Source organism: Isoptericola jiangsuensis (genome assembly GCF_002563715.1).
Classification (GTDB): domain Bacteria; phylum Actinomycetota; class Actinomycetes; order Actinomycetales; family Cellulomonadaceae; genus Isoptericola; species Isoptericola jiangsuensis.
Window position 1 is genome coordinate 932,081 of record NZ_PDJJ01000001.1, and the last position, 20,739, is coordinate 952,819.

Genomic DNA, 20,739 nt, shown 5'->3' on the forward strand with positions numbered 1-20,739 from the left:
GTGCCGCATGCGATCGGCACGCACAAGCCAGACAGACCACCGTCGGGGACCGCCCGGTCCCCGTGAGCTCGAGAGACGACGGAGACGTAGTGCCTACGATCCAGCAGCTCGTCCGCAAGGGCCGGACCTCGAAGGCCGGGAAGTCGAAGACTCCGGCCCTCAAGGGTTCCCCGCAGCGGCGCGGCGTGTGCACCCGTGTGTACACCACCACCCCCAAGAAGCCCAACTCGGCGCTCCGCAAGGTCGCGCGTGTGAAGCTCTCCTCCGGCATCGAGGTCACCGCCTACATCCCCGGTGTCGGCCACAACCTCCAGGAGCACTCCATCGTGCTCGTGCGCGGCGGCCGTGTGAAGGACCTTCCCGGCGTCCGCTACAAGATCGTGCGCGGCGCGCTCGACACCCAGGGTGTCAAGGGCCGCAAGCAGGCGCGTTCCCGCTACGGCGCGAAGAAGGAGAAGGCCTGATGCCTCGTAAGGGTCCGGCCCCGAAGCGGCCGCTCATCGTCGACCCCGTCTACGGGTCGCCCGTCGTCACGCAGCTGATCAACAAGGTCCTGCTCGACGGCAAGAAGTCCACCGCCGAGTCGATCGTCTACGGCGCCCTCGAGGGCGTCCGTGCGAAGACCGACCAGGACCCGGTCGTCGTGCTCAAGCGCGCGCTCGAGAACGTCCGCCCGGCGCTCGAGGTCCGCTCCCGCCGTGTCGGTGGCGCGACCTATCAGGTGCCGGTCGAGGTGCGCCCCACGCGCTCCACGACGCTCGCGCTGCGCTGGCTCACCGACTTCTCGCGCGCCCGTCGCGAGAAGACGATGACCGAGCGTCTCATGAACGAGATCCTCGACGCCTCGAACGGCCTCGGTGCCGCGGTCAAGCGCCGCGAGGACATGCACAAGATGGCCGAGTCGAACAAGGCCTTCGCGCACTACCGCTGGTGATGCGCACGGACGACCCCGGGGGATCCCCGGGGTCGTCCGCGGATCCGGAGCCGGCCCGCCGCCGGGTCTCCGGCACCGGTTCCCCGACCCACTGACCCGAGGGGTAAGACACCGTGGCACTCGACGTGCTGACCGACCTGAACAAGGTCCGCAACATCGGCATCATGGCCCACATCGATGCCGGCAAGACCACCACCACCGAGCGCATCCTGTTCTACACCGGTGTGAACTACAAGATCGGTGAGACGCACGACGGCGCCTCGACGATGGACTGGATGGAGCAGGAGCAGGAGCGCGGCATCACGATCACGTCCGCCGCGACGACCTGCTACTGGAACAACAACCAGATCAACATCATCGACACCCCCGGGCACGTCGACTTCACCGTCGAGGTGGAGCGTTCGCTCCGCGTGCTCGACGGCGCCGTCGCGGTGTTCGACGGCAAGGAGGGCGTCGAGCCCCAGTCCGAGACCGTCTGGCGCCAGGCCGACAAGTACGACGTCCCGCGCATCTGCTTCGTCAACAAGATGGACAAGCTGGGTGCCGACTTCTACTTCACGGTCAAGACGATCGTCGAGCGCCTCAAGGCCAAGCCGCTGGTCATCCAGCTGCCGATCGGCTCCGAGAACGACTTCACCGGCGTCGTCGACCTGCTGCAGATGAAGGCGCTGGTCTGGCACGGCGAGACCGCCCTCGGCGAGAAGTACGAGGTCGAGGAGATCCCCGCGGACCTCCAGGAGAAGGCCGAGCAGTACCGCAACGAGCTCATCGAGGCCGTCGCGGAGTCCGACGAGGACCTGCTCGAGAAGTACCTCGGTGGCGAGGAGCTCACGATCGACGAGCTCAAGGCCGGCATCCGCAAGATGACGATCAACTCCGAGGCCTTCCCGGTCCTGTGCGGTTCGGCGTTCAAGAACAAGGGCGTCCAGCCCATGCTCGACGCCGTCATCGACTTCCTCCCGTCCCCGATCGACGTCCCGGCCGTCCAGGGCCACGACGTCAAGGACGAGGAGAAGGTCATCGAGCGTCACGCGGACGCCAGCGAGCCGTTCTCGGCCCTCGCGTTCAAGGTCGCGTCGCACCCGTTCTTCGGCAAGCTCACCTACGTCCGCGTCTACTCGGGCAAGGTCGAGCAGGGCGCCCAGGTCCAGAACACGACCAAGGGCAAGAAGGAGCGCATCGGGAAGCTCTTCCAGATGCACTCCAACAAGGAGAACCCGGTCCCCGAGGCGCAGGCCGGCCACATCTACGCGTTCATCGGTCTCAAGGACGTCACCACCGGTGACACCCTGAGCGCCCCGGACGCGCCGGTCATCCTCGAGTCGATGACCTTCCCGGAGCCTGTCATCGACGTGGCCATCGAGCCCAAGACGAAGGCTGACCAGGAGAAGCTCTCCACGGCGATCCAGAAGCTCGCCGAGGAGGACCCGACGTTCCGCGTCAAGCTGGACGAGGAGACCGGCCAGACCGTCATCGGCGGCATGGGCGAGCTCCACCTCGACATCCTGGTCGACCGCATGAAGCGGGAGTTCAAGGTCGAGGCCAACGTCGGCAAGCCGCAGGTCGCGTACCGCGAGACGATCCGTCGCAAGGCGGAGAAGATCGACTACACGCACAAGAAGCAGACCGGTGGTTCGGGTCAGTTCGCGAAGGTCCAGGTGACCTTCGAGCCGCTGGAGACCACGGAGGGCGAGCTCTACGAGTTCGACAACGCGGTCACCGGCGGTCGCGTGCCGCGTGAGTACATCCCGTCGGTGGACGCCGGTATCCAGGCGGCCATGCAGCAGGGTGTCCTCGCCGGCTTCCCCGTGGTCGGGGTCAAGGCCACGCTCATCGACGGTGCCTACCACGACGTCGACTCTTCGGAGATGGCGTTCAAGATCGCCGGTTCGATGGTGTTCAAGGAGGGTGTCCGCCGGGCCGACCCGGTCCTGCTGGAGCCCGTCATGGCCGTCGAGGTGCGCACGCCCGAGGAGTACATGGGTGACGTCATCGGCGACCTCAACTCGCGTCGTGGACTCATCCAGTCCATGGAGGACGCGACCGGCGTCAAGGTCGTTCGCGCCCAGGTACCGTTGAGCGAGATGTTCGGGTACATCGGTGACCTGCGTTCCAAGACGCAGGGCCGCGCCGTGTACTCGATGCAGTTCGACAGCTACGCCGAGGTCCCCAAGGCTGTGGCTGAGGAGATCATCAAGAAGACCCGGGGCGAGTGAGTCCCCACAGGTCGACGACCTGCACAACCATCAACCTGTAGGAAACCGCAACGCCCGCAGGGTTAGGCTTGATCGGCCGAACCTCGCAATCGTTCGGAACATCTACCCAAGTCCCAGGAGGACACAGTGGCTAAGGCCAAGTTCGAGCGGACCAAGCCGCACGTCAACATCGGCACGATCGGTCACGTCGACCACGGTAAGACGACGCTGACCGCCGCGATTTCGAAGACCCTCGCGGACACGTACCCGGACCTGCCGGCGAACGTGCAGCGCAACTTCGACGAGATCGACGCCGCGCCGGAGGAGAAGCAGCGCGGTATCACGATCAACATCGCGCACATCGAGTACGAGACGCCGAAGCGCCACTACGCGCACGTCGACGCGCCGGGTCACGCCGACTACATCAAGAACATGATCACGGGTGCGGCCCAGATGGACGGTGCCATCCTCGTGGTCGCCGCCACCGACGGCCCGATGGCCCAGACGCGTGAGCACGTCCTCCTGGCCCGCCAGGTCGGTGTCCCCTACCTGCTCGTGGCGCTGAACAAGGCCGACATGGTCGACGACGAGGAGATCCTCGAGCTCGTCGAGATGGAGGTCCGCGAGCTGCTGTCGTCGCAGGAGTTCGACGGCGACAACGCTCCCGTCGTCCGCGTCTCCGGCCTCAAGGCCCTCGAGGGTGACCCCGAGTGGACCGCCAAGGTGCTGGAGCTCATGGAGGCCGTGGACGAGAACGTCCCGGAGCCGGAGCGCGACCTCGACAAGCCGTTCCTCATGCCGATCGAGGACGTCTTCACCATCACCGGCCGCGGCACCGTCGTGACCGGCAAGGTGGAGCGTGGCACGCTCGACATCAACTCCGAGGTCGAGATCGTCGGTATCCGCAACCCGCAGAAGACCACGGTCACGGGTATCGAGACCTTCCACAAGCAGATGGACCAGGCCCAGGCGGGCGACAACACCGGTCTGCTGCTGCGTGGTCTCAAGCGCGAGGACGTCGAGCGCGGCCAGGTCGTCGTGAAGCCGGGTTCGATCACCCCGCACACGAACTTCGAGGCGCAGGTCTACATCCTGGGCAAGGACGAGGGCGGCCGTCACAACCCGTTCTACTCGAACTACCGTCCGCAGTTCTACTTCCGGACCACCGACGTCACCGGCGTCATCACGCTGCCCGAGGGCACCGAGATGGTCATGCCCGGCGACAACACCGAGATGTCGGTCGAGCTGATCCAGCCGATCGCCATGGAGGAGGGCCTCGGCTTCGCCATCCGTGAGGGTGGCCGCACGGTCGGTTCCGGCCGTGTCACCAAGATCAACAAGTGATCTGACGATCACCTGCTGATCCTGGGGAGCTGACGCTCCACCGGTCCGTCCGAGGCCCGGGCCCCGTCCGCGGGGTCCGGGCCTCGGTGCGTCCGGTGTCACACCCGTCCGGGCTTGGAATCCCTGGGGCGGGTATGGCAAGATAGTCAAGTTGCCTGTCACGGGCGCGTTCTTTCTCGTGTCGAACAGTGTGTAGCACCGCGGTGCACCTCACGGCCTCAGGTCGTCGGTGCGCCAAGTGCGATGTCCCTCCGGTGGAGGGGATCGTGGGATGCCGGCTGTCGACGCGCACGAGCGCCCCATGAGCACCAGTGTTCGACAGGCTCGACAAACGTCGTGGTCCGCGTCCGCGGTCCACATCCACGGCCCCTCGCCGTCTTGGCATGCGCCCGGTTGTGTCCCACACATGCGACACGCCCGAGCGCGGGGGTCGGACAGTAGCGGTTCGAGAGAGAGAGTCAGACGACGCCATGGCGGGACAGAAGATCCGCATCCGGCTCAAGTCCTACGACCACGAGGTCATCGACAGCTCGGCGCGCAAGATCGTCGACACGGTGACGCGCGCTGGTGCGACGGTCGTGGGTCCGGTGCCGCTGCCGACGGAGAAGAACGTCTTCACCGTCATCCGGTCGCCTCACAAGTACAAGGACAGCCGCGAGCACTTCGAGATGCGCACGCACAAGAGGCTGATCGACATCATCGACCCCACGCCGAAGGCCGTCGACTCGCTCATGCGTATCGACCTGCCGGCCGACGTGAACATCGAGATCAAGCTCTGAGGCTGGGGGATACATCATGACCAACCAGCAGAAGAACGTGACCGCGGTGCTCGGCACCAAGCTCGGCATGACGCAGACCTGGAACGAGGACGGCAAGCTCGTCCCCGTGACGGTCGTCGCCGTCCCCACCAACGTGGTGACGCAGGTCCGCACCGGTGACGCCGACGGCTACTCCGCCGTCCAGCTCGCCGCCGGCCAGATCGACCCGCGCAAGGTCACCAAGCCGCTCAAGGGCCACTTCGAGAAGGCCGGCGTCACGCCGCGCCGCCACGTGGCCGAGATCCGTACCGAGGACGCCGCCGAGTTCGCGCTCGGCCAGGAGATCACCGCCGCCGCCTTCGAGGCGGGCGTCGTGGTCGACGTCGTCGGCACCACCAAGGGCAAGGGCACCGCGGGTGTCATGAAGCGCCACGGCTTCTCCGGCGTCGGCGCCTCGCACGGTGCGCACCGCAACCACCGCAAGCCGGGTTCGATCGGCGGCGCCTCCACGCCGTCGCGCGTCTTCCGCGGCATGCGCATGGCCGGTCGCATGGGCCACGCCCGCAAGACCGTCCAGAACCTGACCGTCCACGCGGTCGACGCGGAGAAGGGTCTGCTGCTCGTCAAGGGCGCCGTCCCCGGCCCCAAGGGTGGCGTCGTCCTCGTCCGTACCGCCGCGAAGGGAGCCTGAGCATCATGGCTAACCTGACCGTCGACGTGATCGACGCCGCGGGCAAGAAGGCCGGCACCGCCGAGCTTCCCGCCGAGGTGTTCGACGTCGAGACGAACGTCCCGCTGATCCACCAGGTCGTCGTCGCGCAGCGCGCGGCGGCCCGCCAGGGGACCGCGTCCACCAAGACCCGCGGCGAGGTCCGCGGCGGTGGCCGCAAGCCGTACAAGCAGAAGGGCACCGGCCGCGCCCGTCAGGGTTCGACCCGCGCCCCGCAGTTCGCCGGTGGTGGCACCGTCCACGGCCCGCAGCCGCGCAAGTACGACCAGCGCACCCCCAAGAAGATGAAGGCCGCCGCCCTGCGTGGCGCCCTCTCCGACCGCGCTCGCGCCGGCCGCGTGCACGTCGTGTCGGGCTTCGGCGTCGACGGCGTGCCGTCGACCAAGACCGCGCTCAGCACGCTCGCCACGCTGACCTCCCGCACCCACGTGCTGGTCGTCACCGAGCGCACGGACGAGCTGACCATCAAGTCGCTCCGCAACCTCGAGCAGGTCCACCTGCTCACCGCGGACCAGCTGAACACCTACGACGTCCTCGTCTCCGACGACGTCGTCTTCACGCAGGACGCGCTCGCCGCGTTCCTCGCGCCGAAGACCGAGGAGGCCACCAAGTGACCGCCGTGACGAAGGACCCGCGCGACATCCTGATCGCGCCGGTCGTCTCCGAGAAGTCCTACAACCTCCTCGACGAGGGCAAGTACACCTTCGTCGTGGACCCGAACGCCAACAAGACCGAGATCAAGATCGCGGTCGAGAAGGTCTTCGGGGTCAAGGTCGCCTCGGTGAACACGATCAACCGCAAGGGCAAGGCGCGTCGTACGCGCTACGGCCTGGGCAAGCGCAAGGACACGAAGCGTGCGATCGTCACCCTCCGCGAGGGTTCGATCGACATCTTCGGCGGTCCGGTCGGCTGACCCGGACGAGAGCAGATCGAGGACTACTTCCATGGGAATCCGTAAGCACAAGCCGACGACGCCCGGCCGCCGCGGCTCGAGCGTTGCCGACTTCGTCGAGATCACGCGCTCGCAGCCGGAGAAGTCGCTGGTTCGCCCGCTGTCGAAGACCGGTGGCCGCAACAACTCCGGTCGTATCACCACCCGTCACAAGGGTGGTGGCCACAAGCGTGCGTACCGCGTGATCGACTTCCGTCGCCACGACAAGGACGGCGTGCCCGCCAAGGTCGCGCACATCGAGTACGACCCCAACCGCACGGCGCGCATCGCGCTCCTGCACTACGCGGACGGCACCAAGCGCTACATCATCGCGCCGAACAAGCTGTCCCAGGGTGACGTGGTCGAGGCCGGCGCCGGCGCTGACATCAAGCCCGGCAACAACCTGCCGCTGCGCAACATCCCGACGGGTACCGTCATCCACGCCGTCGAGCTCCGCCCCGGTGGCGGCGCCAAGATCGCCCGCTCCGCGGGTGCCTCGGTGCAGCTCGTCGCCAAGGACGGCCCCTACGCGCAGCTGCGCATGCCGTCGGGCGAGATCCGCAACGTCGACCTGCGCTGCCGCGCCACGGTCGGCGAGGTGGGCAACGCCGAGCAGTCGAACATCAACTGGGGCAAGGCCGGCCGCATGCGCTGGAAGGGCGTCCGCCCGACCGTGCGTGGTGTCGTCATGAACCCGGTCGACCACCCGCACGGTGGTGGTGAGGGCAAGACCTCCGGTGGTCGCCACCCGGTCAGCCCCTGGGGCAAGCCCGAGGGCCGTACCCGCCGCCCGAACAAGTCCAGCGACCGGCTGATCGTCCGCCGCCGTCGCACCGGCAAGAAGCGCTGACAAGGAGCCTGACAGATGCCTCGTAGCCTGAAGAAGGGCCCCTTCATCGACGGACACCTTCAGAAGAAGGTCGACGTCCAGAACGAGAAGGGGACCAAGAACGTCATCAAGACCTGGTCCCGCCGGTCGGTCATCACGCCCGACTTCCTCGGTCACACCTTTGCCGTGCACGACGGTCGCAAGCACGTCCCGGTCTTCGTGACCGAGTCGATGGTCGGGCACAAGCTGGGCGAGTTCGCCCCTACGCGGACCTTCCGCGGCCACGTGAAGGACGACAAGAAGGGTCGCCGCCGCTGACCTCGGGTCAGTGGTAGCGATCTGGACTGTCTGAGAAAAGGAAGCAGGACAGCAATGGAAGCCAAGGCGCAGGCGCGGTTCGTCCGTGTCACGCCCCAGAAGGCCCGGCGCGTCGTGGACCTCATCCGTGGCAAGCAGGCCGCCGAGGCCGTCGCGGTGCTGAAGTTCGCGCCGCAGGCAGCGAGCGAGCCGGTGCTGAAGGTCGTGGAGTCCGCCGTGGCGAACGCCCGGGTGAAGGCCGACCGCGCGAGCGAGCGCTTCGACGAGACGGAGCTCTTCGTCTCGGCCGCGTTCGTGGACGAGGGCCCGACGCTCAAGCGGTTCCGCCCGCGGGCCCAGGGGCGCGCGAGCCAGATCCTCAAGCGCACCAGCCACATCACCGTGGTCGTCGCACCGCGTGAGCAGAAGGAAGGGGCCCGATAGTGGGGCAGAAGATTCACCCGCACGGGTACCGCCTCGGCATCACCACCGACCACCGGTCGCGCTGGTTCGCCGACAGCACCAAGCCCGGTCAGCGGTACCGCGACTACGTCCGTGAGGACGTCGAGATCCGCAAGCTCATGGCCACGGGCCTCGAGCGTGCCGGCATCGCCAAGGTCGAGATCGAGCGCACCCGCGACCGTGTCCGCGTGGACATCCACACGGCCCGTCCGGGCATCGTCATCGGCCGCCGCGGCGCCGAGGCGGACCGCATCCGCGGCGAGCTCGAGAAGCTCACCGGCAAGCAGGTGCAGCTCAACATCCTCGAGGTCAAGAACGCCGAGATCGAGGCGCAGCTGGTCGCGCAGGGCATCGCCGAGCAGCTCGCCTCCCGCGTCTCCTTCCGTCGCGCCATGCGCAAGGGCATCCAGTCCGCGCAGCGCGCCGGCGCGAAGGGCATCCGCGTGCAGGTCTCGGGTCGTCTCGGCGGCGCCGAGATGAGCCGGTCGGAGTTCTACCGCGAGGGTCGCGTGCCGCTGCACACCCTCCGCGCGAACATCGACTACGGCTTCTTCGAGGCCCGCACGACCTTCGGCCGCATCGGCGTGAAGGTCTGGATCTACAAGGGCGACCTCACCGAGAAGGAGTTCGCCGCGCAGCAGGCGACCGCCGCTCCCCGCCAGGGCCGTGGGCCCCGTGGCGAGCGCGGTGGCGAGCGTCGAGGTGGTGCCGGTCGTCGGACCGAGCGCCCGCAGCGTCAGTCTGCCGACGCCCCTGCCGCGACCGACGCGCCGGCCGAGCAGGCCGCAGCGCCCGAGTCCGGAACGGAGGCCTGAGTCATGCTGATCCCCCGCAGGCTCAAGCACCGCAAGCAGCACCACCCGAAGCGCTCCGGCGCTGCCAAGGGTGGCACCACGATCTCGTTCGGCGACTTCGGCATCCAGGCTCTCGAGCCCGCCTACGTCACGAACCGCCAGATCGAGGCTGCTCGTATCGCGATGACCCGCCACATCAAGCGTGGCGGCAAGGTCTGGATCAACATCTACCCGGACCGCCCGCTGACGAAGAAGCCCGCCGAGACCCGCATGGGTTCCGGTAAGGGCTCCCCGGAGTGGTGGGTCGCCAACGTCAAGCCCGGCCGCATCGTCTTCGAGCTGGCCGGAGTCCCCGAGGAGCTCGCACGCGAGGCCATGCGCCGCGCGATGCACAAGCTCCCGATGAAGTGCCGTTTCGTGGTGCGCGAGGGTGGTGCGAACTGATGGCTATCGGAACCCAGGGCCTGGCCCCGGCCGACCTTGACGGCTTCGACGACGAGTCGCTCGTCGCGAAGCTCAAGGAGTCCAAGGAGGAGCTCTTCAACCTCCGCTTCCAGGCGGCCACCGGCCAGCTCGAGTCGCACGGCCGCCTCAAGGCGGTCAAGCGCGACATCTCGCGGATCTACACGATCCTGCGTGAGCGTGAGCTCGGCATCCGTACGGCCCCGAGCGTGAGTGAGTGAGGCACTGATGAGCGAGAACACCGAGACGGTGACCACCGAGGAGCGGGCTACCCGCAAGGTGCGCCGCGGCTACGTCGTCAGCGACAAGATGGACAAGACCATCGTCGTCGCGGTCGAGGACCGTGTGAAGCACCCCCTGTACGGCAAGGTCATGCGTCGTACGAACAAGGTGAAGGCGCACGACGAGCAGAACAGCGCCGGCATCGGCGACCTGGTCGTCATCATGGAGACCCGCCCGCTGTCCGCGACCAAGCGGTGGCGCCTGGTGGAGATCCTCGAGAAGGCCAAGTAAGCACTCGACCTTCCCCGGTGGGGCGCCGGTGTGACACACGTATGCACCGGCTCCCCACCACAGCAACTATCCGTTCGGCCAGGCTCGCCCGGGACAGCCCGGGCCGAGAACCAGCTCGACGACAGGAGATCAATCGATGATCCAGCAGGAGTCGCGACTGCGTGTCGCCGACAACACGGGTGCCAAGGAGATTCTCTGCATCCGTGTTCTCGGTGGCTCCGGCCGTCGCTACGCCGGTATCGGCGACACCATCGTCGCCACCGTCAAGGACGCGATCCCGGGCGGCAACGTGAAGAAGGGTGACGTCGTCAAGGCGGTCGTCGTCCGGACCGTCAAGGAGCGCCGTCGTCCCGACGGTTCCTACATCAAGTTCGACGAGAACGCCGCGGTCATCCTCAAGAACGAGGGCGAGCCCCGTGGTACGCGCATCTTCGGGCCGGTCGGCCGCGAGCTGCGCGACAAGAAGTTCATGAAGATCATCTCGCTGGCACCGGAGGTGCTCTGACCATGGCGAAGATCAAGAAGGGCGACCAGGTGATCGTCATCGCCGGTCGCGACAAGGGCCTCACGGGCCGCGTGCTCGAGGTCCTCAAGGACTCTGACCGCGTCATCGTCGAGGGCGTCCAGCGCGTCACCAAGCACGTCAAGGCCGGCCAGTCGGCTCGTGGCACCCGCACGGGTGGCATCGAGACCGTCGAGGCGCCGATCCACGTGTCGAACGTGATGCTGGTCGACCCGGAGACGAAGAAGGGCACCCGCGTCGGCTTCCGCACCGAGCAGGTCGAGCAGGACGGTCGCACCCGCACGGTGCGCGTCCGCGTCGCGAAGCGTTCCGGGAAGGACATCTGATGACCGAGACGACTCTCGAGGCCCCGGCCACGCCGCGCCTCAAGCAGAAGTACCGCGAGGAGATCCTCTCCGCGCTCCTCGAGGAGTTCGGCCACGCCAACGTCCAGCAGGTCGCCGGTCTCACGAAGATCGTCGTCAACATGGGTGTCGGTGACGCGGCGAAGGACTCGAAGCTGATCGAGGGCGCGATCCGCGACCTGACCGCCATCACCGGTCAGAAGCCGCAGGTCAACCGCGCCAAGAAGTCCATCGCGCAGTTCAAGCTGCGTGAGGGCATGCCGATCGGTGCGCACGTCACGCTGCGCGGCGACCGCATGTGGGAGTTCCTCGACCGTCTGCTGTCGATCGCGCTGCCCCGCATCCGCGACTTCCGCGGTCTGAGCCCGAAGCAGTTCGACGGGCACGGCAACTACACCTTCGGTCTCACGGAGCAGTCGATGTTCCACGAGATCGACCAGGACAAGATCGACCGTGTCCGCGGCATGGACATCACGATCGTGACGACGGCGACGACCGACGACGAGGGCCGCTCCCTGCTGCGCCGTCTCGGCTTCCCCTTCAAGGAGAACTGACATGGCGAAGAAGGCCCTGATCAACAAGGCGAACGCCAAGCCGAAGTTCGCCGTGCGCGCCTACACGCGGTGCCAGCGGTGCGGTCGTCCGCACTCGGTGTACCGCAAGTTCGGCCTGTGCCGCATCTGCCTGCGGGAGATGGCCCACCGTGGCGAGCTCCCCGGCGTCACCAAGAGCAGCTGGTAAAACCACTACGCCGTAGGTCCGTGCGGTGCTCGACGAGCACCGCACGGATACCCCGGCGAGGAAGGGCTAGAGCCCGATGACTATGACCGACCCGATCGCAGACATGCTGACGCGTCTGCGTAACGCGAACTCGGCGCACCACGACACGGTCACCATGCCGTTCTCGAAGCTGAAGTCGCGTATCGCCGACATCCTCCAGGCCGAGGGCTACATCGCCGGCTGGACCGTCGAGGACGCGACGGTGGGGCAGAACCTCACCATCAACCTCAAGTACGGCCCGAGCCGTGAGCGCGCGCTGACCGGCGTCCGCCGCGTGTCCAAGCCTGGTCTGCGTGTCTACGCGAAGTCCACCAACCTGCCCAAGGTCCTCGGCGGCCTCGGCGTGGCCATCCTGTCCACCTCCTCCGGCCTCCTGACGGACCGTCAGGCCCAGGCCAAGGGTGTGGGCGGCGAAGTCATCGCCTACGTCTGGTAATCGGAAAGGAGAGACGCCAATGTCTCGAATCGGCAAGCTCCCCGTTCCGGTCCCGGCCGGCGTGGACGTCACCATCAGCGGCGCGCTCGTGACCGTGAAGGGCCCCAAGGGTTCTCTCGAGCACAACGTCGCCACCCCCATCACCGTCGCCGAGGAGGACGGGACCCTCAAGGTCTCGCGTCCCGACGACGAGCGGAAGTCGCGTGCGCTGCACGGTCTGACCCGCACCCTGCTGGCCAACATGATCACCGGTGTGACCGACGGCTACGCCAAGAAGCTCGAGATCGTCGGTACCGGTTACCGCGTCACGGCGAAGGGCTCGGACCTCGAGTTCGCGCTCGGCTTCTCGCACCCCGTCGTGGTCTCCGCCCCCGAGGGCATCACCTTCACGGTCGAGAGCCCCACGAAGTTCACCGTGGTCGGCATCGACAAGCAGCAGGTCGGCGAGGTCGCTGCGAACATCCGCAAGATCCGCAAGCCCGAGCCCTACAAGGGCAAGGGTGTGCGCTACGCCGACGAGGTCGTCCGTCGCAAGGTCGGAAAGGCTGGTAAGTGATGGCTCTCAAGATTCTGGGCAAGGGCAAGACCGTCGCTCGCCAGCGCCGCCACCTTCGCCTGCGCAAGAAGATCAAGGGCACCGCGACGCGTCCGCGCCTCGTCGTGACCCGCTCGTCGCGTCACATGGTGGCGCAGGTCGTGGACGACACGGTCGGCAAGACCGTGGCCTCCGCGTCGACCCTCGAGGCCGACCTGCGTGCGCTCGACGGCGACAAGACCGCCAAGGCCCGCAAGGTGGGCGAGCTCGTGGCCGAGCGTGCCAAGGCCGCCGGCATCGAGTCCGTCGTCTTCGACCGCGGTGGGAACAAGTACCACGGTCGGGTGGCTGCGGTCGCCGACGGCGCCCGCGAAGGCGGTCTGGCGCTGTGATCGACACCACGTACGCACGGAAGATGAGGATCCTCTGATGGCTGCAGGGCAGCGCAACACCGGCGCCCCCCAGGGCGCCAACGAGTCCAAGAACGACGGTCGCCGCTCCAACCGGCGCGACGACCGCCGCAACCCCCGCGGTGAGGAGAAGAGCGCGTTCGTCGAGCGCGTCGTCACCATCAACCGCGTGGCCAAGGTCGTCAAGGGCGGCCGCCGCTTCAGCTTCACCGCGCTGGTCGTGGTGGGCGACGGCGACGGCACCGTCGGTGTCGGCTACGGGAAGGCCAAGGAGGTGCCCGCGGCGATCGCCAAGGGCGTCGAGGAGGCGAAGAAGAACTTCTTCCGCGTCCCCCGCATCCAGGGCACCATCCCGCACCCCGTCCAGGGTGAGGAGGCCGCCGGTGTGGTCTTCCTCCGTCCGGCCTCCCCGGGTACCGGTGTGATCGCCGGTGGTCCGGTGCGCGCCGTCCTGGAGTGCGCGGGCATCCACGACGTCCTGAGCAAGTCGCTCGGTTCGTCGAACGCGATCAACATCGTGCACGCCACCGTCGCGGCCCTCAAGGGTCTCGAGGAGCCGGCCGCCGTCGCCGCCCGTCGTGGTCTGCCGCTGGAGGACGTGGCCCCGGCCGCCCTCCTGCGTGCCCAGGCCGCCGGTCTCGCCGACAAGGCCGCCAAGAAGGCTGACGAGAAGGTGGGTGCGTGATGGCTCGTCTGAAGGTCACCCAGGTCCGGTCCGCCATCGGCGGCAAGCAGAACCAGCGTGACACGCTGCGGACCCTCGGTCTCAAGCGGATCGGCGACACCGCCGTGAAGGAGGACCGTCCGGAGATCCGCGGCATGGTCGCCACGGTGGCGCATCTCGTCACCGTCGAGGAGGTCGACTGACAATGGCTGACAACACCGAGAAGGTGCAGCCGCTCAAGGTGCACCACCTGCGTCCGGCCCCCGGCGCCAAGAAGGCCAAGACCCGTGTGGGTCGTGGTGAGGCGTCGAAGGGTAAGACGGCAGGTCGCGGTACCAAGGGTACGAAGGCTCGCTACCAGGTTCCCGAGCGCTTCGAGGGTGGGCAGATGCCTCTGCACATGCGCCTCCCGAAGCTGCGCGGGTTCAAGAACCCGTTCCGTGTCGAGTTCCAGGTCGTGAACCTGGACAAGCTCGCCGCGCTGTACCCCGAGGGTGGCTCCGTCACCGTCGAGGACCTCGTCGCCAAGGGCGCGGTCCGCAAGGGCCAGCCGGTGAAGGTGCTCGGCACGGGTGAGATCACCGTCAAGCTGGACGTCGCGGTCGACGCGCTGTCCGGCTCCGCCAAGGAGAAGATCCTGGCGGCCGGCGGCTCGGTCTCCGAGGACTGAGAACGGACGTGGGGCCGGTGGCGCTGTGGCGCCACCGGCCCTGCGTGCTGTCCGGGGGTCGTCGACGGACGACCCCGGCGCGCACCCGCCGTCGGGCGTATCGCGCGCGTCTGCTAGGTTGCCTGCGGACGACAGTGGCCCGGGTCACTCCCAGAGGCACGTAGAATCCGTCACGGTCCGTTCCGCGCAGCGTGTGCGCGGAGCCGTCGGTACCCCCGACCGGACCACGACCGACCCGGGACGTCGGCGTCGCGGCGACACCGCGGCGTCACGCCCCACACCTCGCCGGTCCCCGGCGACACGACACCCCGCCCCGGCGGGTCAGGAGGATAGGTGCTCAGCGCATTCGGCCGGGCTTTCCGGACACCGGACCTGCGGCGCAAGCTGCTGTTCACGATCGCGATCATGGCGCTGTTCCGTGTGGGGTCGTTCATCCCGGCACCGGGCGTGGACTACGCCAACGTGCAGCAGTGTGCTGCCGTGCTGGAGGGCAGCACGTCGCTGCTCGGGCTCGTCAACACCTTCAGCGGCGGCGCGCTGCTGCAGCTGTCGATCTTCGCGCTCGGGATCATGCCCTACATCACGGCCAGCATCATCGTGCAGCTCCTGCGGGTGGTCATCCCGCGGTTCGAGGCCCTGCACAAGGAGGGTCAGTCGGGGCAGTCGAAGCTCACGCAGTACACCCGCTACCTGACCATCGCCCTCGCGGTGCTGCAGTCGACGACGATCATCACGACGGCTCGCACGGGGCTCCTGTTCCCGGGCTGCGGCCTCGACGTGGTGGTCGACGACCGCTTCATGACGGCGGCGCTCATGGTGCTCACGATGACGGCCGGTACCGGCCTGGTCATGTGGCTCGGCGAGCTCATCACCGAGCGCGGCATCGGCAACGGCATGTCGCTGCTCATCTTCACGTCGATCGTCGCCAGCCTCCCGACGGCCCTGTGGTCGATCGCCGGTGGCGCGAACGGCGTCCTCAACTTCACCGTCGTCCTGATCATGATCGTCCTGGTCATCGCGATGGTCGTGTTCGTGGAGCAGTCGCAGCGCCGCATCCCGGTGCAGTACGCGAAGCGCATGGTGGGTCGTCGCATGTACGGCGGGACCAGCACCTACATCCCGATCAAGATCAACATGGCCGGCGTCATCCCGGTCATCTTCGCCGCGTCGATCCTCGCGATCCCGGCGCTCATCGCGCAGTTCGGCGACCAGACGGCCGACTGGGTCATCTGGATCTCGAACAACCTGGCCCAGCAGGACCAGGGCTGGTACATCGTGCTCTACATCACGATGATCATCTTCTTCGCGTTCTTCTACACGTCGATCACGTTCAACCCGGACGAGGTCGCCGACAACATGAAGAAGTACGGGGGCTTCATCCCCGGTATCCGCGCCGGTCGGCCCACCGCCGAGTACCTGGACTTCGTGATCACCCGCATCACGTCCGCCGGCTCGCTCTATCTCGCCGTCGTCGCCCTCATCCCGACGCTGGTGCTGGTCCTCCTCGGGGTGACCACGAACATCCCGTTCGGCGGCACCTCGATCCTCATCATCGTCGGTGTGGGCCTGGAGTTCGTGAAGCAGGTCAATGCTCAGCTCCAGCAGCGACACTACGAAGGGTTCCTCCGTTGACCGAGTCCACCACCCCGACCACCCGTCGTGAGCTCCACGGCACCCCGAACTCGGAGGCGCGGGTCACCCGCCTCGTGATCATGGGTCCGCAGGGCGCGGGCAAGGGCACGCAGGCCGCCCGGCTCGCCGAGGTGTTCGGTATCCCGGCGATCTCGACGGGTGACATCTTCCGCGCCAACATCAAGGGCGGCACCGAGCTCGGGCGCCTGGCGCAGGAGTACTCCGCCAAGGGTGAGCTGGTCCCCGACGAGGTCACCGACTCCATGGTCCGGGACCGCCTCGCCGAGGACGACGTCCGCACCGGGTTCCTGCTCGACGGCTACCCGCGCAACGCCCACCAGGTCGAGGCCCTCGACGGGATCCTCACCGATCTCGGCTGGGACCTGGACGGTGTCATCGAGCTCACCGCCGACCGCGACGAGCTGCTCGGCCGGATCGCGAAGCGGGCCGAGATCGAGGGCCGCGAGGACGACACCCCGGAGGCGATCGCACGCCGGCTCGACATCTACGACGCGGAGACCGCACCGCTGACGGCCGCCTACGCCGAGCGCAACCTGCTCGTCCAGGTCGACGGCATCGGCGAGATCACCGAGGTCACCGACCGGATCGTCGCGGGGCTCGCGCAGCAGCTCGGCTGAGCGTGCCCGTCCCTGTCATCACCACGACGCCGTCCCGCCACCCGCGGGGCGGCGTCGTGCTGCACCCCGAGGAGTCGTCCCGTGTTCCTGTCCCGTGAGAAGGTCGAGCTGAAGTCGCTCGACCAGGTGCTGCTCATGCGCCGCGCCGGCCTCGTGGTGGCCGACGCCCTCGCCGCCGTCCGGGCGGCGGCCCGTCCCGGGATGACGACCGCCGACCTCGACGCGGTCGCGGCGGGGGTGATCCGCGACGCGGGCGCCTCGCCGTCGTTCCTCGGCTACCACGGCTTCCCGGCGACGATCTGCACGTCGGTGAACGACGAGGTGGTCCACGGCATCCCCGGTGCGCGCGTCCTCGGTGTCGGGGACGTCGTGTCGGTCGACTGCGGTGCGATCGTCGAGGGATGGCACGGCGACTCCGCGGTGTCGTTCCTCCTCGGCGCCGAGGGCGCGGTGGACCCGGAGGAGGCGGGGGAGGGGTTCGACCCCGCGGACGCGCTCCTCGTCCGGGCGACGCGCACGTCGATGTGGGCCGGTATCGCGGCCCTCGCGTCCGCGCGGCGCGTGGGTGAGGTGGGTGACGCGGTCGAGGCGGCGGTGGAGCTCGCCGCGGACCTCCACGACGTCACCCTCGGCATCGTCGAGGAGTACACCGGGCACGGCATCGGGTCGGCGATGCACCAGCCGCCGGACGTCCTCAACTTCCGGGCGTCGGGGGACCGGGGGCCGCGCGTGCGTACCGGGATGTGCCTCGCGATCGAGCCGATGGTCACGCTCGGCACCGCGGAGACGCGGGTGCTGGCCGACGACTGGACGGTGGTGACGGCGGACGGCTCCCGTGCCGCCCACTGGGAGCACTCGGTGGCGGTCCTGGAGAGCGGCGTGGCCGTCCTCACGGCCCCGGACCTGGGGGCGGCAGGGCTGGCGCCCTTCGGGGTGACCCCGGTGGCGCTGGACGCCCTCGTGTGACGTCCCCCGGCAGGGGACGACGGGTGTGACGTAGCACCGGGTTGCCCTCCCGAAGCGATGGAGTACGATGGTCAGTCGGGTGTAGTCCGTTCGTGTGCGCTCGTCCTCGACGCCCTCGCGAGTCAATCGCGGGGTCCGGGGCCGGCATCAGGGCGAGCGGAAGCACGCGATCCACCTCCCCGAGGCTCCCTGCGGTGCTGCCGCAGCGGGTTCGAGGTCGTGGCTGCAGTCCGTCGAAAGACACAGACGAGAGTTAGCGGAGGACATGGCAAAGAAGGACGGTGTCATCGAGATCGAGGGCAGCGTGATCGAGGCGCTGCCGAACGCGATGTTCCGCGTGGAGCTGGCCAACGGTCACAAGGTTCTCGCGCACATCTCGGGCAAGATGCGCCAGCACTACATCCGGATCCTCCCCGAGGACCGGGTCGTGGTGGAGCTCAGCCCGTACGACCTGTCCCGTGGCCGGATCGTCTACCGCTACAAGTAGTCGTCATCCCCCACCCGATCGACATCGCCGCCTGCGCACCCGGGTCCTGACCGGTCAGGAGGCGGCGGAGGAACACTGATGAAGGTCAAGCCGAGCGTCAAGAAGATCTGCGACAAGTGCAAGGTGATCCGCCGGCACGGTCGCGTCATGGTGATCTGCGAGAACCTGCGCCACAAGCAGCGCCAGGGCTGATCCCTCGCACCACCCGCGTCCGCCCTCCGGGCTGACGCAACCAGCGCACCAGCACGAACCTGCCACGGCAGGGGAACCTCCGGTCCAGGGGCCGGGGCCCGCGAACCCGCGGGAGGCAGGTGCTCCAGACCTCTGGACGAAGTACAGGAGCCGGAAGGCACATGGCACGTCTTATCGGCGTCGACCTCCCCCGTGACAAGCGGGTCGTGGTCGCGCTCACCTACATCTACGGCGTCGGCCGTACCCGCTCGGAGCAGGCACTCGCCGCCACGGGCATCTCCCAGGACACGCGCGTGAAGGACCTCGGCGACGCCGAGCTCGTCGCGCTGCGCGACTTCCTCGAGGGCAACTTCCAGCTCGAGGGTGACCTCCGCCGCGAGGTCGCCGCCGACATCCGCCGCAAGGTCGAGATCGGCACCTACCAGGGTCTGCGTCACCGTCGCGGGCTGCCGGTGCGCGGTCAGCGCACCAAGACCAACGCGCGTACCCGCAAGGGCAAGAAGCGCACCGTCGCGGGCAAGAAGAAGGCCCGCTGACGTCAGCAGTCCGTGGAGCGGACCAGCCTCGCTGACGTCCGCCCCGGTCCGACGACCTCAGACCAGGAGATACCAAGCACATGCCTCCCAAGACTCGCTCCTCCGCCTCGCGCAAGCCGCGCCGCAAGGACAAGAAGAACGTCCCGCTCGGCCAGGCGCACATCAAGAGCACCTTCAACAACACGATCGTGTCGATCACGGACCCCTCGGGTGCCGTCATCTCGTGGGCCTCGGCCGGCCACGTCGGCTTCAAGGGCTCGCGCAAGTCGACCCCCTACGCCGCGCAGCTCGCTGCCGAGTCGGCCGCCCGCCGCGCCCAGGAGCACGGCGTCAAGAAGGTCGACGTCTTCGTCAAGGGCCCGGGTTCCGGTCGTGAGACCGCCATCCGCTCCCTCCAGGCGACCGGCATCGAGGTCGGCTCGATCCAGGACGTGACCCCGCAGGCGCACAACGGCTGCCGCCCGCCCAAGCGTCGCCGCGTCTGATCGTGTCTCGGCCGGCTGAGCCCCCGCGCTCAGCCGGCCGAACCCCTGCCCGGCCGGGTGGACCGAATCCCGCCCGGGACCGCGTGACCCGCGGATCCGTGATGCGTCATATGGCGGACGCACACTGAAAGGACCAAACCAGTGCTCATCGCACAGCGCCCCTCGCTGACCGAAGAGGTCATCTCGGAGTACCGTTCGCGCTTCTCCATCGAGCCGCTCGAGCCCGGCTTCGGCTACACGCTCGGCAACTCGCTGCGTCGCACCCTGCTGTCGTCCATCCCGGGCGCGGCGGTCACCTCCATCCGCATCGACGGTGTGCTCCACGAGTTCACCACCGTGCCGGGTGTGAAGGAGGACGTCACCGAGATCATCCTCAACATCAAGAACATCGTCGTCTCCTCGGAGAACGACGAGCCGGTCGTGATGTACCTGCGCAAGCAGGGTGCCGGGGCGGCGACCGCGGCGGACATCGTCCCGCCCGCGGGCGTCGAGGTGCACAACCCGGACCTGCACATCGCCACCCTGAACGACGAGGGCAAGCTCGAGATCGAGCTCACCGTCGAGCGGGGTCGCGGCTACGTGTCCGCCGTGCAGAACAAGTCGGTGGACGCCGAGATCGGCCGCATCCCGGTCGACTCGATCTACTCGCCGGTCCTCAAGGTCACCTACAAGGTCGAGGCGACCCGTGTCGAGCAGCGCACGGACTTCGACAAGCTGATCGTCGACGTCGAGACGAAGCAGGCCATCGCGCCGCGCGACGCTCTCGCCTCGGCGGGCAAGACCCTCGTCGAGCTCTTCGGGCTGGCCCGTGAGCTCAACGTCGAGGCCGAGGGCATCGAGATCGGCCCGTCGCCGACGGACTCCGCGCTGGCCGCGGACCTCGCGCTGCCGATCGAGGAGCTCAACCTCACCATCCGCTCGTACAACTGCCTCAAGCGCGAGGGCATCCACCAGGTCGGTGAGCTCGTGGCGCGCAGCGAGGCGGACCTGCTCGACATCCGCAACTTCGGTGCCAAGTCGATCAACGAGGTCAAGGAGAAGCTGGCCGAGCTCGGCCTGGCCCTCAAGGACTCGCCGCTCGACTTCGACCCCACCAGCGCGCAGTACTACGCCGGGGACGACGACGCCACGTACGGCGACGAGCAGACGTACTGACGCTCCGCGCAGGCTGCGGCACCGCTCGACATGACGG

The 20,739-nt window shown here is 68.0% G+C and carries 33 protein-coding genes; all 33 read left to right on the forward strand.

Annotation, left to right across the window (positions count from 1 at the left end):
• The first annotated feature begins 89 nt into the window (after nt 1-89).
• The gene (gene rpsL, locus ATJ88_RS04175; protein WP_068202536.1) at nt 90-464 is read left to right on the forward strand and encodes a 30S ribosomal protein S12; all 375 of its coding nucleotides are present in this window, start codon (nt 90-92) and stop codon (nt 462-464) included.
• Complete coding sequence (rpsG, locus tag ATJ88_RS04180) at nt 464-934, forward strand: 30S ribosomal protein S7 (RefSeq protein WP_068202535.1); 471 nt, start codon at nt 464-466, stop codon at nt 932-934. The genes rpsL and rpsG overlap by 1 nt, the downstream gene beginning before the upstream one ends.
• Nucleotides 935-1,047: 113 nt before the next feature.
• Nucleotides 1,048-3,150 (forward strand): elongation factor G, encoded by a 2,103-nt coding sequence (fusA, locus tag ATJ88_RS04185; RefSeq protein WP_098462744.1) that lies wholly within the window; start codon nt 1,048-1,050, stop codon nt 3,148-3,150.
• A 126-nt stretch (nt 3,151-3,276) separates the two neighbouring features.
• Entirely contained in the window at nt 3,277-4,473 is a 1,197-nt protein-coding gene (gene tuf, locus ATJ88_RS04190; protein WP_098462745.1) for an elongation factor Tu, read from the forward strand.
• Between the two features lie 470 nt (nt 4,474-4,943).
• A complete protein-coding gene (rpsJ, locus tag ATJ88_RS04195) occupies nt 4,944-5,252 on the forward strand; it encodes a 30S ribosomal protein S10 (RefSeq protein WP_013837837.1) in 309 nt (102 codons plus the stop codon).
• A 16-nt stretch (nt 5,253-5,268) separates the two neighbouring features.
• Nucleotides 5,269-5,922 (forward strand): 50S ribosomal protein L3, encoded by a 654-nt coding sequence (rplC, locus tag ATJ88_RS04200; protein ID WP_098462746.1) that lies wholly within the window; start codon nt 5,269-5,271, stop codon nt 5,920-5,922.
• A 5-nt stretch (nt 5,923-5,927) separates the two neighbouring features.
• Nucleotides 5,928-6,575, forward strand: a complete 648-nt coding sequence (gene rplD / locus ATJ88_RS04205) for a 50S ribosomal protein L4 (protein ID WP_098462747.1) — start codon at nt 5,928-5,930, stop codon at nt 6,573-6,575.
• Nucleotides 6,572-6,874: a 50S ribosomal protein L23 gene (gene rplW, locus ATJ88_RS04210; RefSeq protein WP_098462748.1), complete on the forward strand. Its 303-nt coding sequence runs from the start codon at nt 6,572-6,574 to the stop codon at nt 6,872-6,874. The genes rplD and rplW overlap by 4 nt, the downstream gene beginning before the upstream one ends.
• Before the next feature lie 31 nt (nt 6,875-6,905).
• Complete coding sequence (gene rplB / locus ATJ88_RS04215) at nt 6,906-7,742, forward strand: 50S ribosomal protein L2 (RefSeq protein ID WP_068202529.1); 837 nt, start codon at nt 6,906-6,908, stop codon at nt 7,740-7,742.
• 15 nt (nt 7,743-7,757) lie between these two features.
• A complete protein-coding gene (rpsS, locus tag ATJ88_RS04220) occupies nt 7,758-8,039 on the forward strand; it encodes a 30S ribosomal protein S19 (RefSeq protein ID WP_068202528.1) in 282 nt (93 codons plus the stop codon).
• A gap of 54 nt (nt 8,040-8,093) precedes the next feature.
• On the forward strand, nt 8,094-8,462 hold the full coding sequence (gene rplV / locus ATJ88_RS04225; RefSeq protein ID WP_068202527.1) for a 50S ribosomal protein L22: 369 nt from the start codon (nt 8,094-8,096) through the stop codon (nt 8,460-8,462).
• Nucleotides 8,462-9,295 carry a 30S ribosomal protein S3 gene (gene rpsC / locus ATJ88_RS04230; RefSeq protein WP_098462749.1) on the forward strand — a complete coding sequence of 278 codons (834 nt, stop codon included), beginning with the start codon at nt 8,462-8,464 and terminating at the stop codon, nt 9,293-9,295. Before rplV ends, rpsC begins: the two co-directional genes overlap by 1 nt.
• A 3-nt stretch (nt 9,296-9,298) precedes the next feature.
• Nucleotides 9,299-9,718 carry a 50S ribosomal protein L16 gene (gene rplP / locus ATJ88_RS04235; RefSeq protein ID WP_068202525.1) on the forward strand — a complete coding sequence of 140 codons (420 nt, stop codon included), beginning with the start codon at nt 9,299-9,301 and terminating at the stop codon, nt 9,716-9,718.
• Entirely contained in the window at nt 9,718-9,957 is a 240-nt protein-coding gene (rpmC, locus tag ATJ88_RS04240; protein WP_098462750.1) for a 50S ribosomal protein L29, read from the forward strand. The genes rplP and rpmC overlap by 1 nt, the downstream gene beginning before the upstream one ends.
• 7 nt (nt 9,958-9,964) lie before the next feature.
• Complete coding sequence (gene rpsQ, locus ATJ88_RS04245; protein WP_098462751.1) at nt 9,965-10,249, forward strand: 30S ribosomal protein S17; 285 nt, start codon at nt 9,965-9,967, stop codon at nt 10,247-10,249.
• 136 nt (nt 10,250-10,385) lie between these two features.
• Nucleotides 10,386-10,754, forward strand: coding sequence for a 50S ribosomal protein L14 (gene rplN / locus ATJ88_RS04250; protein WP_068202522.1), 369 nt, complete (start codon nt 10,386-10,388; stop codon nt 10,752-10,754).
• 2 nt (nt 10,755-10,756) lie between these two features.
• Entirely contained in the window at nt 10,757-11,098 is a 342-nt protein-coding gene (gene rplX / locus ATJ88_RS04255; protein WP_098462752.1) for a 50S ribosomal protein L24, read from the forward strand.
• Nucleotides 11,098-11,670, forward strand: coding sequence for a 50S ribosomal protein L5 (rplE, locus tag ATJ88_RS04260; protein WP_098462753.1), 573 nt, complete (start codon nt 11,098-11,100; stop codon nt 11,668-11,670). Before rplX ends, rplE begins: the two co-directional genes overlap by 1 nt.
• 1 nt (nt 11,671) lies before the next feature.
• Entirely contained in the window at nt 11,672-11,857 is a 186-nt protein-coding gene (locus ATJ88_RS04265; protein WP_013837851.1) for a type Z 30S ribosomal protein S14, read from the forward strand.
• A gap of 76 nt (nt 11,858-11,933) precedes the next feature.
• Nucleotides 11,934-12,332 (forward strand): 30S ribosomal protein S8, encoded by a 399-nt coding sequence (gene rpsH / locus ATJ88_RS04270; RefSeq protein ID WP_098462754.1) that lies wholly within the window; start codon nt 11,934-11,936, stop codon nt 12,330-12,332.
• A 19-nt stretch (nt 12,333-12,351) separates the two neighbouring features.
• Complete coding sequence (gene rplF / locus ATJ88_RS04275) at nt 12,352-12,888, forward strand: 50S ribosomal protein L6 (protein WP_098462755.1); 537 nt, start codon at nt 12,352-12,354, stop codon at nt 12,886-12,888.
• Nucleotides 12,888-13,259 carry a 50S ribosomal protein L18 gene (rplR, locus tag ATJ88_RS04280; RefSeq protein ID WP_098462756.1) on the forward strand — a complete coding sequence of 124 codons (372 nt, stop codon included), beginning with the start codon at nt 12,888-12,890 and terminating at the stop codon, nt 13,257-13,259. Before rplF ends, rplR begins: the two co-directional genes overlap by 1 nt.
• A gap of 37 nt (nt 13,260-13,296) precedes the next feature.
• Complete coding sequence (rpsE, locus tag ATJ88_RS04285) at nt 13,297-13,962, forward strand: 30S ribosomal protein S5 (RefSeq protein WP_098462757.1); 666 nt, start codon at nt 13,297-13,299, stop codon at nt 13,960-13,962.
• Nucleotides 13,962-14,144 (forward strand): 50S ribosomal protein L30, encoded by a 183-nt coding sequence (rpmD, locus tag ATJ88_RS04290; protein ID WP_098462758.1) that lies wholly within the window; start codon nt 13,962-13,964, stop codon nt 14,142-14,144. Before rpsE ends, rpmD begins: the two co-directional genes overlap by 1 nt.
• 2 nt (nt 14,145-14,146) lie before the next feature.
• The gene (rplO, locus tag ATJ88_RS04295; protein WP_098462759.1) at nt 14,147-14,611 is read left to right on the forward strand and encodes a 50S ribosomal protein L15; all 465 of its coding nucleotides are present in this window, start codon (nt 14,147-14,149) and stop codon (nt 14,609-14,611) included.
• A gap of 333 nt (nt 14,612-14,944) precedes the next feature.
• Nucleotides 14,945-16,243, forward strand: coding sequence for a preprotein translocase subunit SecY (secY, locus tag ATJ88_RS04300; protein ID WP_098462760.1), 1,299 nt, complete (start codon nt 14,945-14,947; stop codon nt 16,241-16,243).
• Nucleotides 16,244-16,323: 80 nt separating this feature from the next.
• Entirely contained in the window at nt 16,324-16,881 is a 558-nt protein-coding gene (locus ATJ88_RS04305; protein WP_098465108.1) for an adenylate kinase, read from the forward strand.
• Between the two features lie 81 nt (nt 16,882-16,962).
• Nucleotides 16,963-17,847: a type I methionyl aminopeptidase gene (map, locus tag ATJ88_RS04310; RefSeq protein WP_098462761.1), complete on the forward strand. Its 885-nt coding sequence runs from the start codon at nt 16,963-16,965 to the stop codon at nt 17,845-17,847.
• 265 nt (nt 17,848-18,112) lie between these two features.
• Nucleotides 18,113-18,334, forward strand: a complete 222-nt coding sequence (infA, locus tag ATJ88_RS04315; protein ID WP_012877432.1) for a translation initiation factor IF-1 — start codon at nt 18,113-18,115, stop codon at nt 18,332-18,334.
• 78 nt (nt 18,335-18,412) lie between these two features.
• Nucleotides 18,413-18,526: a 50S ribosomal protein L36 gene (rpmJ, locus tag ATJ88_RS04320; RefSeq protein WP_009740505.1), complete on the forward strand. Its 114-nt coding sequence runs from the start codon at nt 18,413-18,415 to the stop codon at nt 18,524-18,526.
• Between the two features lie 161 nt (nt 18,527-18,687).
• On the forward strand, nt 18,688-19,062 hold the full coding sequence (rpsM, locus tag ATJ88_RS04325; RefSeq protein ID WP_098462762.1) for a 30S ribosomal protein S13: 375 nt from the start codon (nt 18,688-18,690) through the stop codon (nt 19,060-19,062).
• Nucleotides 19,063-19,142: 80 nt separating this feature from the next.
• Nucleotides 19,143-19,547 (forward strand): 30S ribosomal protein S11, encoded by a 405-nt coding sequence (gene rpsK, locus ATJ88_RS04330; RefSeq protein WP_098462763.1) that lies wholly within the window; start codon nt 19,143-19,145, stop codon nt 19,545-19,547.
• A 141-nt stretch (nt 19,548-19,688) separates the two neighbouring features.
• Nucleotides 19,689-20,702, forward strand: a complete 1,014-nt coding sequence (locus tag ATJ88_RS04335; RefSeq protein ID WP_098462764.1) for a DNA-directed RNA polymerase subunit alpha — start codon at nt 19,689-19,691, stop codon at nt 20,700-20,702.
• The last annotated feature ends 37 nt before the right edge of the window (nt 20,703-20,739 follow it).

What these genes read in the sequence shown, in the direction of transcription:
- rpsM (WP_098462762.1), top strand. Translation starts at nt 18,688, where the DNA reads ATGGCACGTCTTATCGGCGTCGACCTCCCCCGTGACAAGCGGGTCGTG.
- rplX (WP_098462752.1), top strand. Translation starts at nt 10,757, where the DNA reads ATGGCGAAGATCAAGAAGGGCGACCAGGTGATCGTCATCGCCGGTCGC.
- rplO (WP_098462759.1), top strand. Translation starts at nt 14,147, where the DNA reads ATGGCTGACAACACCGAGAAGGTGCAGCCGCTCAAGGTGCACCACCTG.
- rplV (WP_068202527.1), top strand. Translation starts at nt 8,094, where the DNA reads ATGGAAGCCAAGGCGCAGGCGCGGTTCGTCCGTGTCACGCCCCAGAAG.
- infA (WP_012877432.1), top strand. Translation starts at nt 18,113, where the DNA reads ATGGCAAAGAAGGACGGTGTCATCGAGATCGAGGGCAGCGTGATCGAG.
- rpsH (WP_098462754.1), top strand. Translation starts at nt 11,934, where the DNA reads ATGACTATGACCGACCCGATCGCAGACATGCTGACGCGTCTGCGTAAC.
- rpsQ (WP_098462751.1), top strand. Translation starts at nt 9,965, where the DNA reads ATGAGCGAGAACACCGAGACGGTGACCACCGAGGAGCGGGCTACCCGC.
- rpmC (WP_098462750.1), top strand. Translation starts at nt 9,718, where the DNA reads ATGGCTATCGGAACCCAGGGCCTGGCCCCGGCCGACCTTGACGGCTTC.
- rpsE (WP_098462757.1), top strand. Translation starts at nt 13,297, where the DNA reads ATGGCTGCAGGGCAGCGCAACACCGGCGCCCCCCAGGGCGCCAACGAG.
- rplR (WP_098462756.1), top strand. Translation starts at nt 12,888, where the DNA reads ATGGCTCTCAAGATTCTGGGCAAGGGCAAGACCGTCGCTCGCCAGCGC.
- rplB (WP_068202529.1), top strand. Translation starts at nt 6,906, where the DNA reads ATGGGAATCCGTAAGCACAAGCCGACGACGCCCGGCCGCCGCGGCTCG.
- rpmD (WP_098462758.1), top strand. Translation starts at nt 13,962, where the DNA reads ATGGCTCGTCTGAAGGTCACCCAGGTCCGGTCCGCCATCGGCGGCAAG.
- rplD (WP_098462747.1), top strand. Translation starts at nt 5,928, where the DNA reads ATGGCTAACCTGACCGTCGACGTGATCGACGCCGCGGGCAAGAAGGCC.
- ATJ88_RS04265 (WP_013837851.1), top strand. Translation starts at nt 11,672, where the DNA reads ATGGCGAAGAAGGCCCTGATCAACAAGGCGAACGCCAAGCCGAAGTTC.
- rpsJ (WP_013837837.1), top strand. Translation starts at nt 4,944, where the DNA reads ATGGCGGGACAGAAGATCCGCATCCGGCTCAAGTCCTACGACCACGAG.
- rplE (WP_098462753.1), top strand. Translation starts at nt 11,098, where the DNA reads ATGACCGAGACGACTCTCGAGGCCCCGGCCACGCCGCGCCTCAAGCAG.
- rplP (WP_068202525.1), top strand. Translation starts at nt 9,299, where the DNA reads ATGCTGATCCCCCGCAGGCTCAAGCACCGCAAGCAGCACCACCCGAAG.
- rpsS (WP_068202528.1), top strand. Translation starts at nt 7,758, where the DNA reads ATGCCTCGTAGCCTGAAGAAGGGCCCCTTCATCGACGGACACCTTCAG.
- rpmJ (WP_009740505.1), top strand. Translation starts at nt 18,413, where the DNA reads ATGAAGGTCAAGCCGAGCGTCAAGAAGATCTGCGACAAGTGCAAGGTG.
- rpsG (WP_068202535.1), top strand. Translation starts at nt 464, where the DNA reads ATGCCTCGTAAGGGTCCGGCCCCGAAGCGGCCGCTCATCGTCGACCCC.
- rplN (WP_068202522.1), top strand. Translation starts at nt 10,386, where the DNA reads ATGATCCAGCAGGAGTCGCGACTGCGTGTCGCCGACAACACGGGTGCC.
- rpsK (WP_098462763.1), top strand. Translation starts at nt 19,143, where the DNA reads ATGCCTCCCAAGACTCGCTCCTCCGCCTCGCGCAAGCCGCGCCGCAAG.
- ATJ88_RS04305 (WP_098465108.1), top strand. Translation starts at nt 16,324, where the DNA reads ATGGGTCCGCAGGGCGCGGGCAAGGGCACGCAGGCCGCCCGGCTCGCC.
- rplC (WP_098462746.1), top strand. Translation starts at nt 5,269, where the DNA reads ATGACCAACCAGCAGAAGAACGTGACCGCGGTGCTCGGCACCAAGCTC.
- rplF (WP_098462755.1), top strand. Translation starts at nt 12,352, where the DNA reads ATGTCTCGAATCGGCAAGCTCCCCGTTCCGGTCCCGGCCGGCGTGGAC.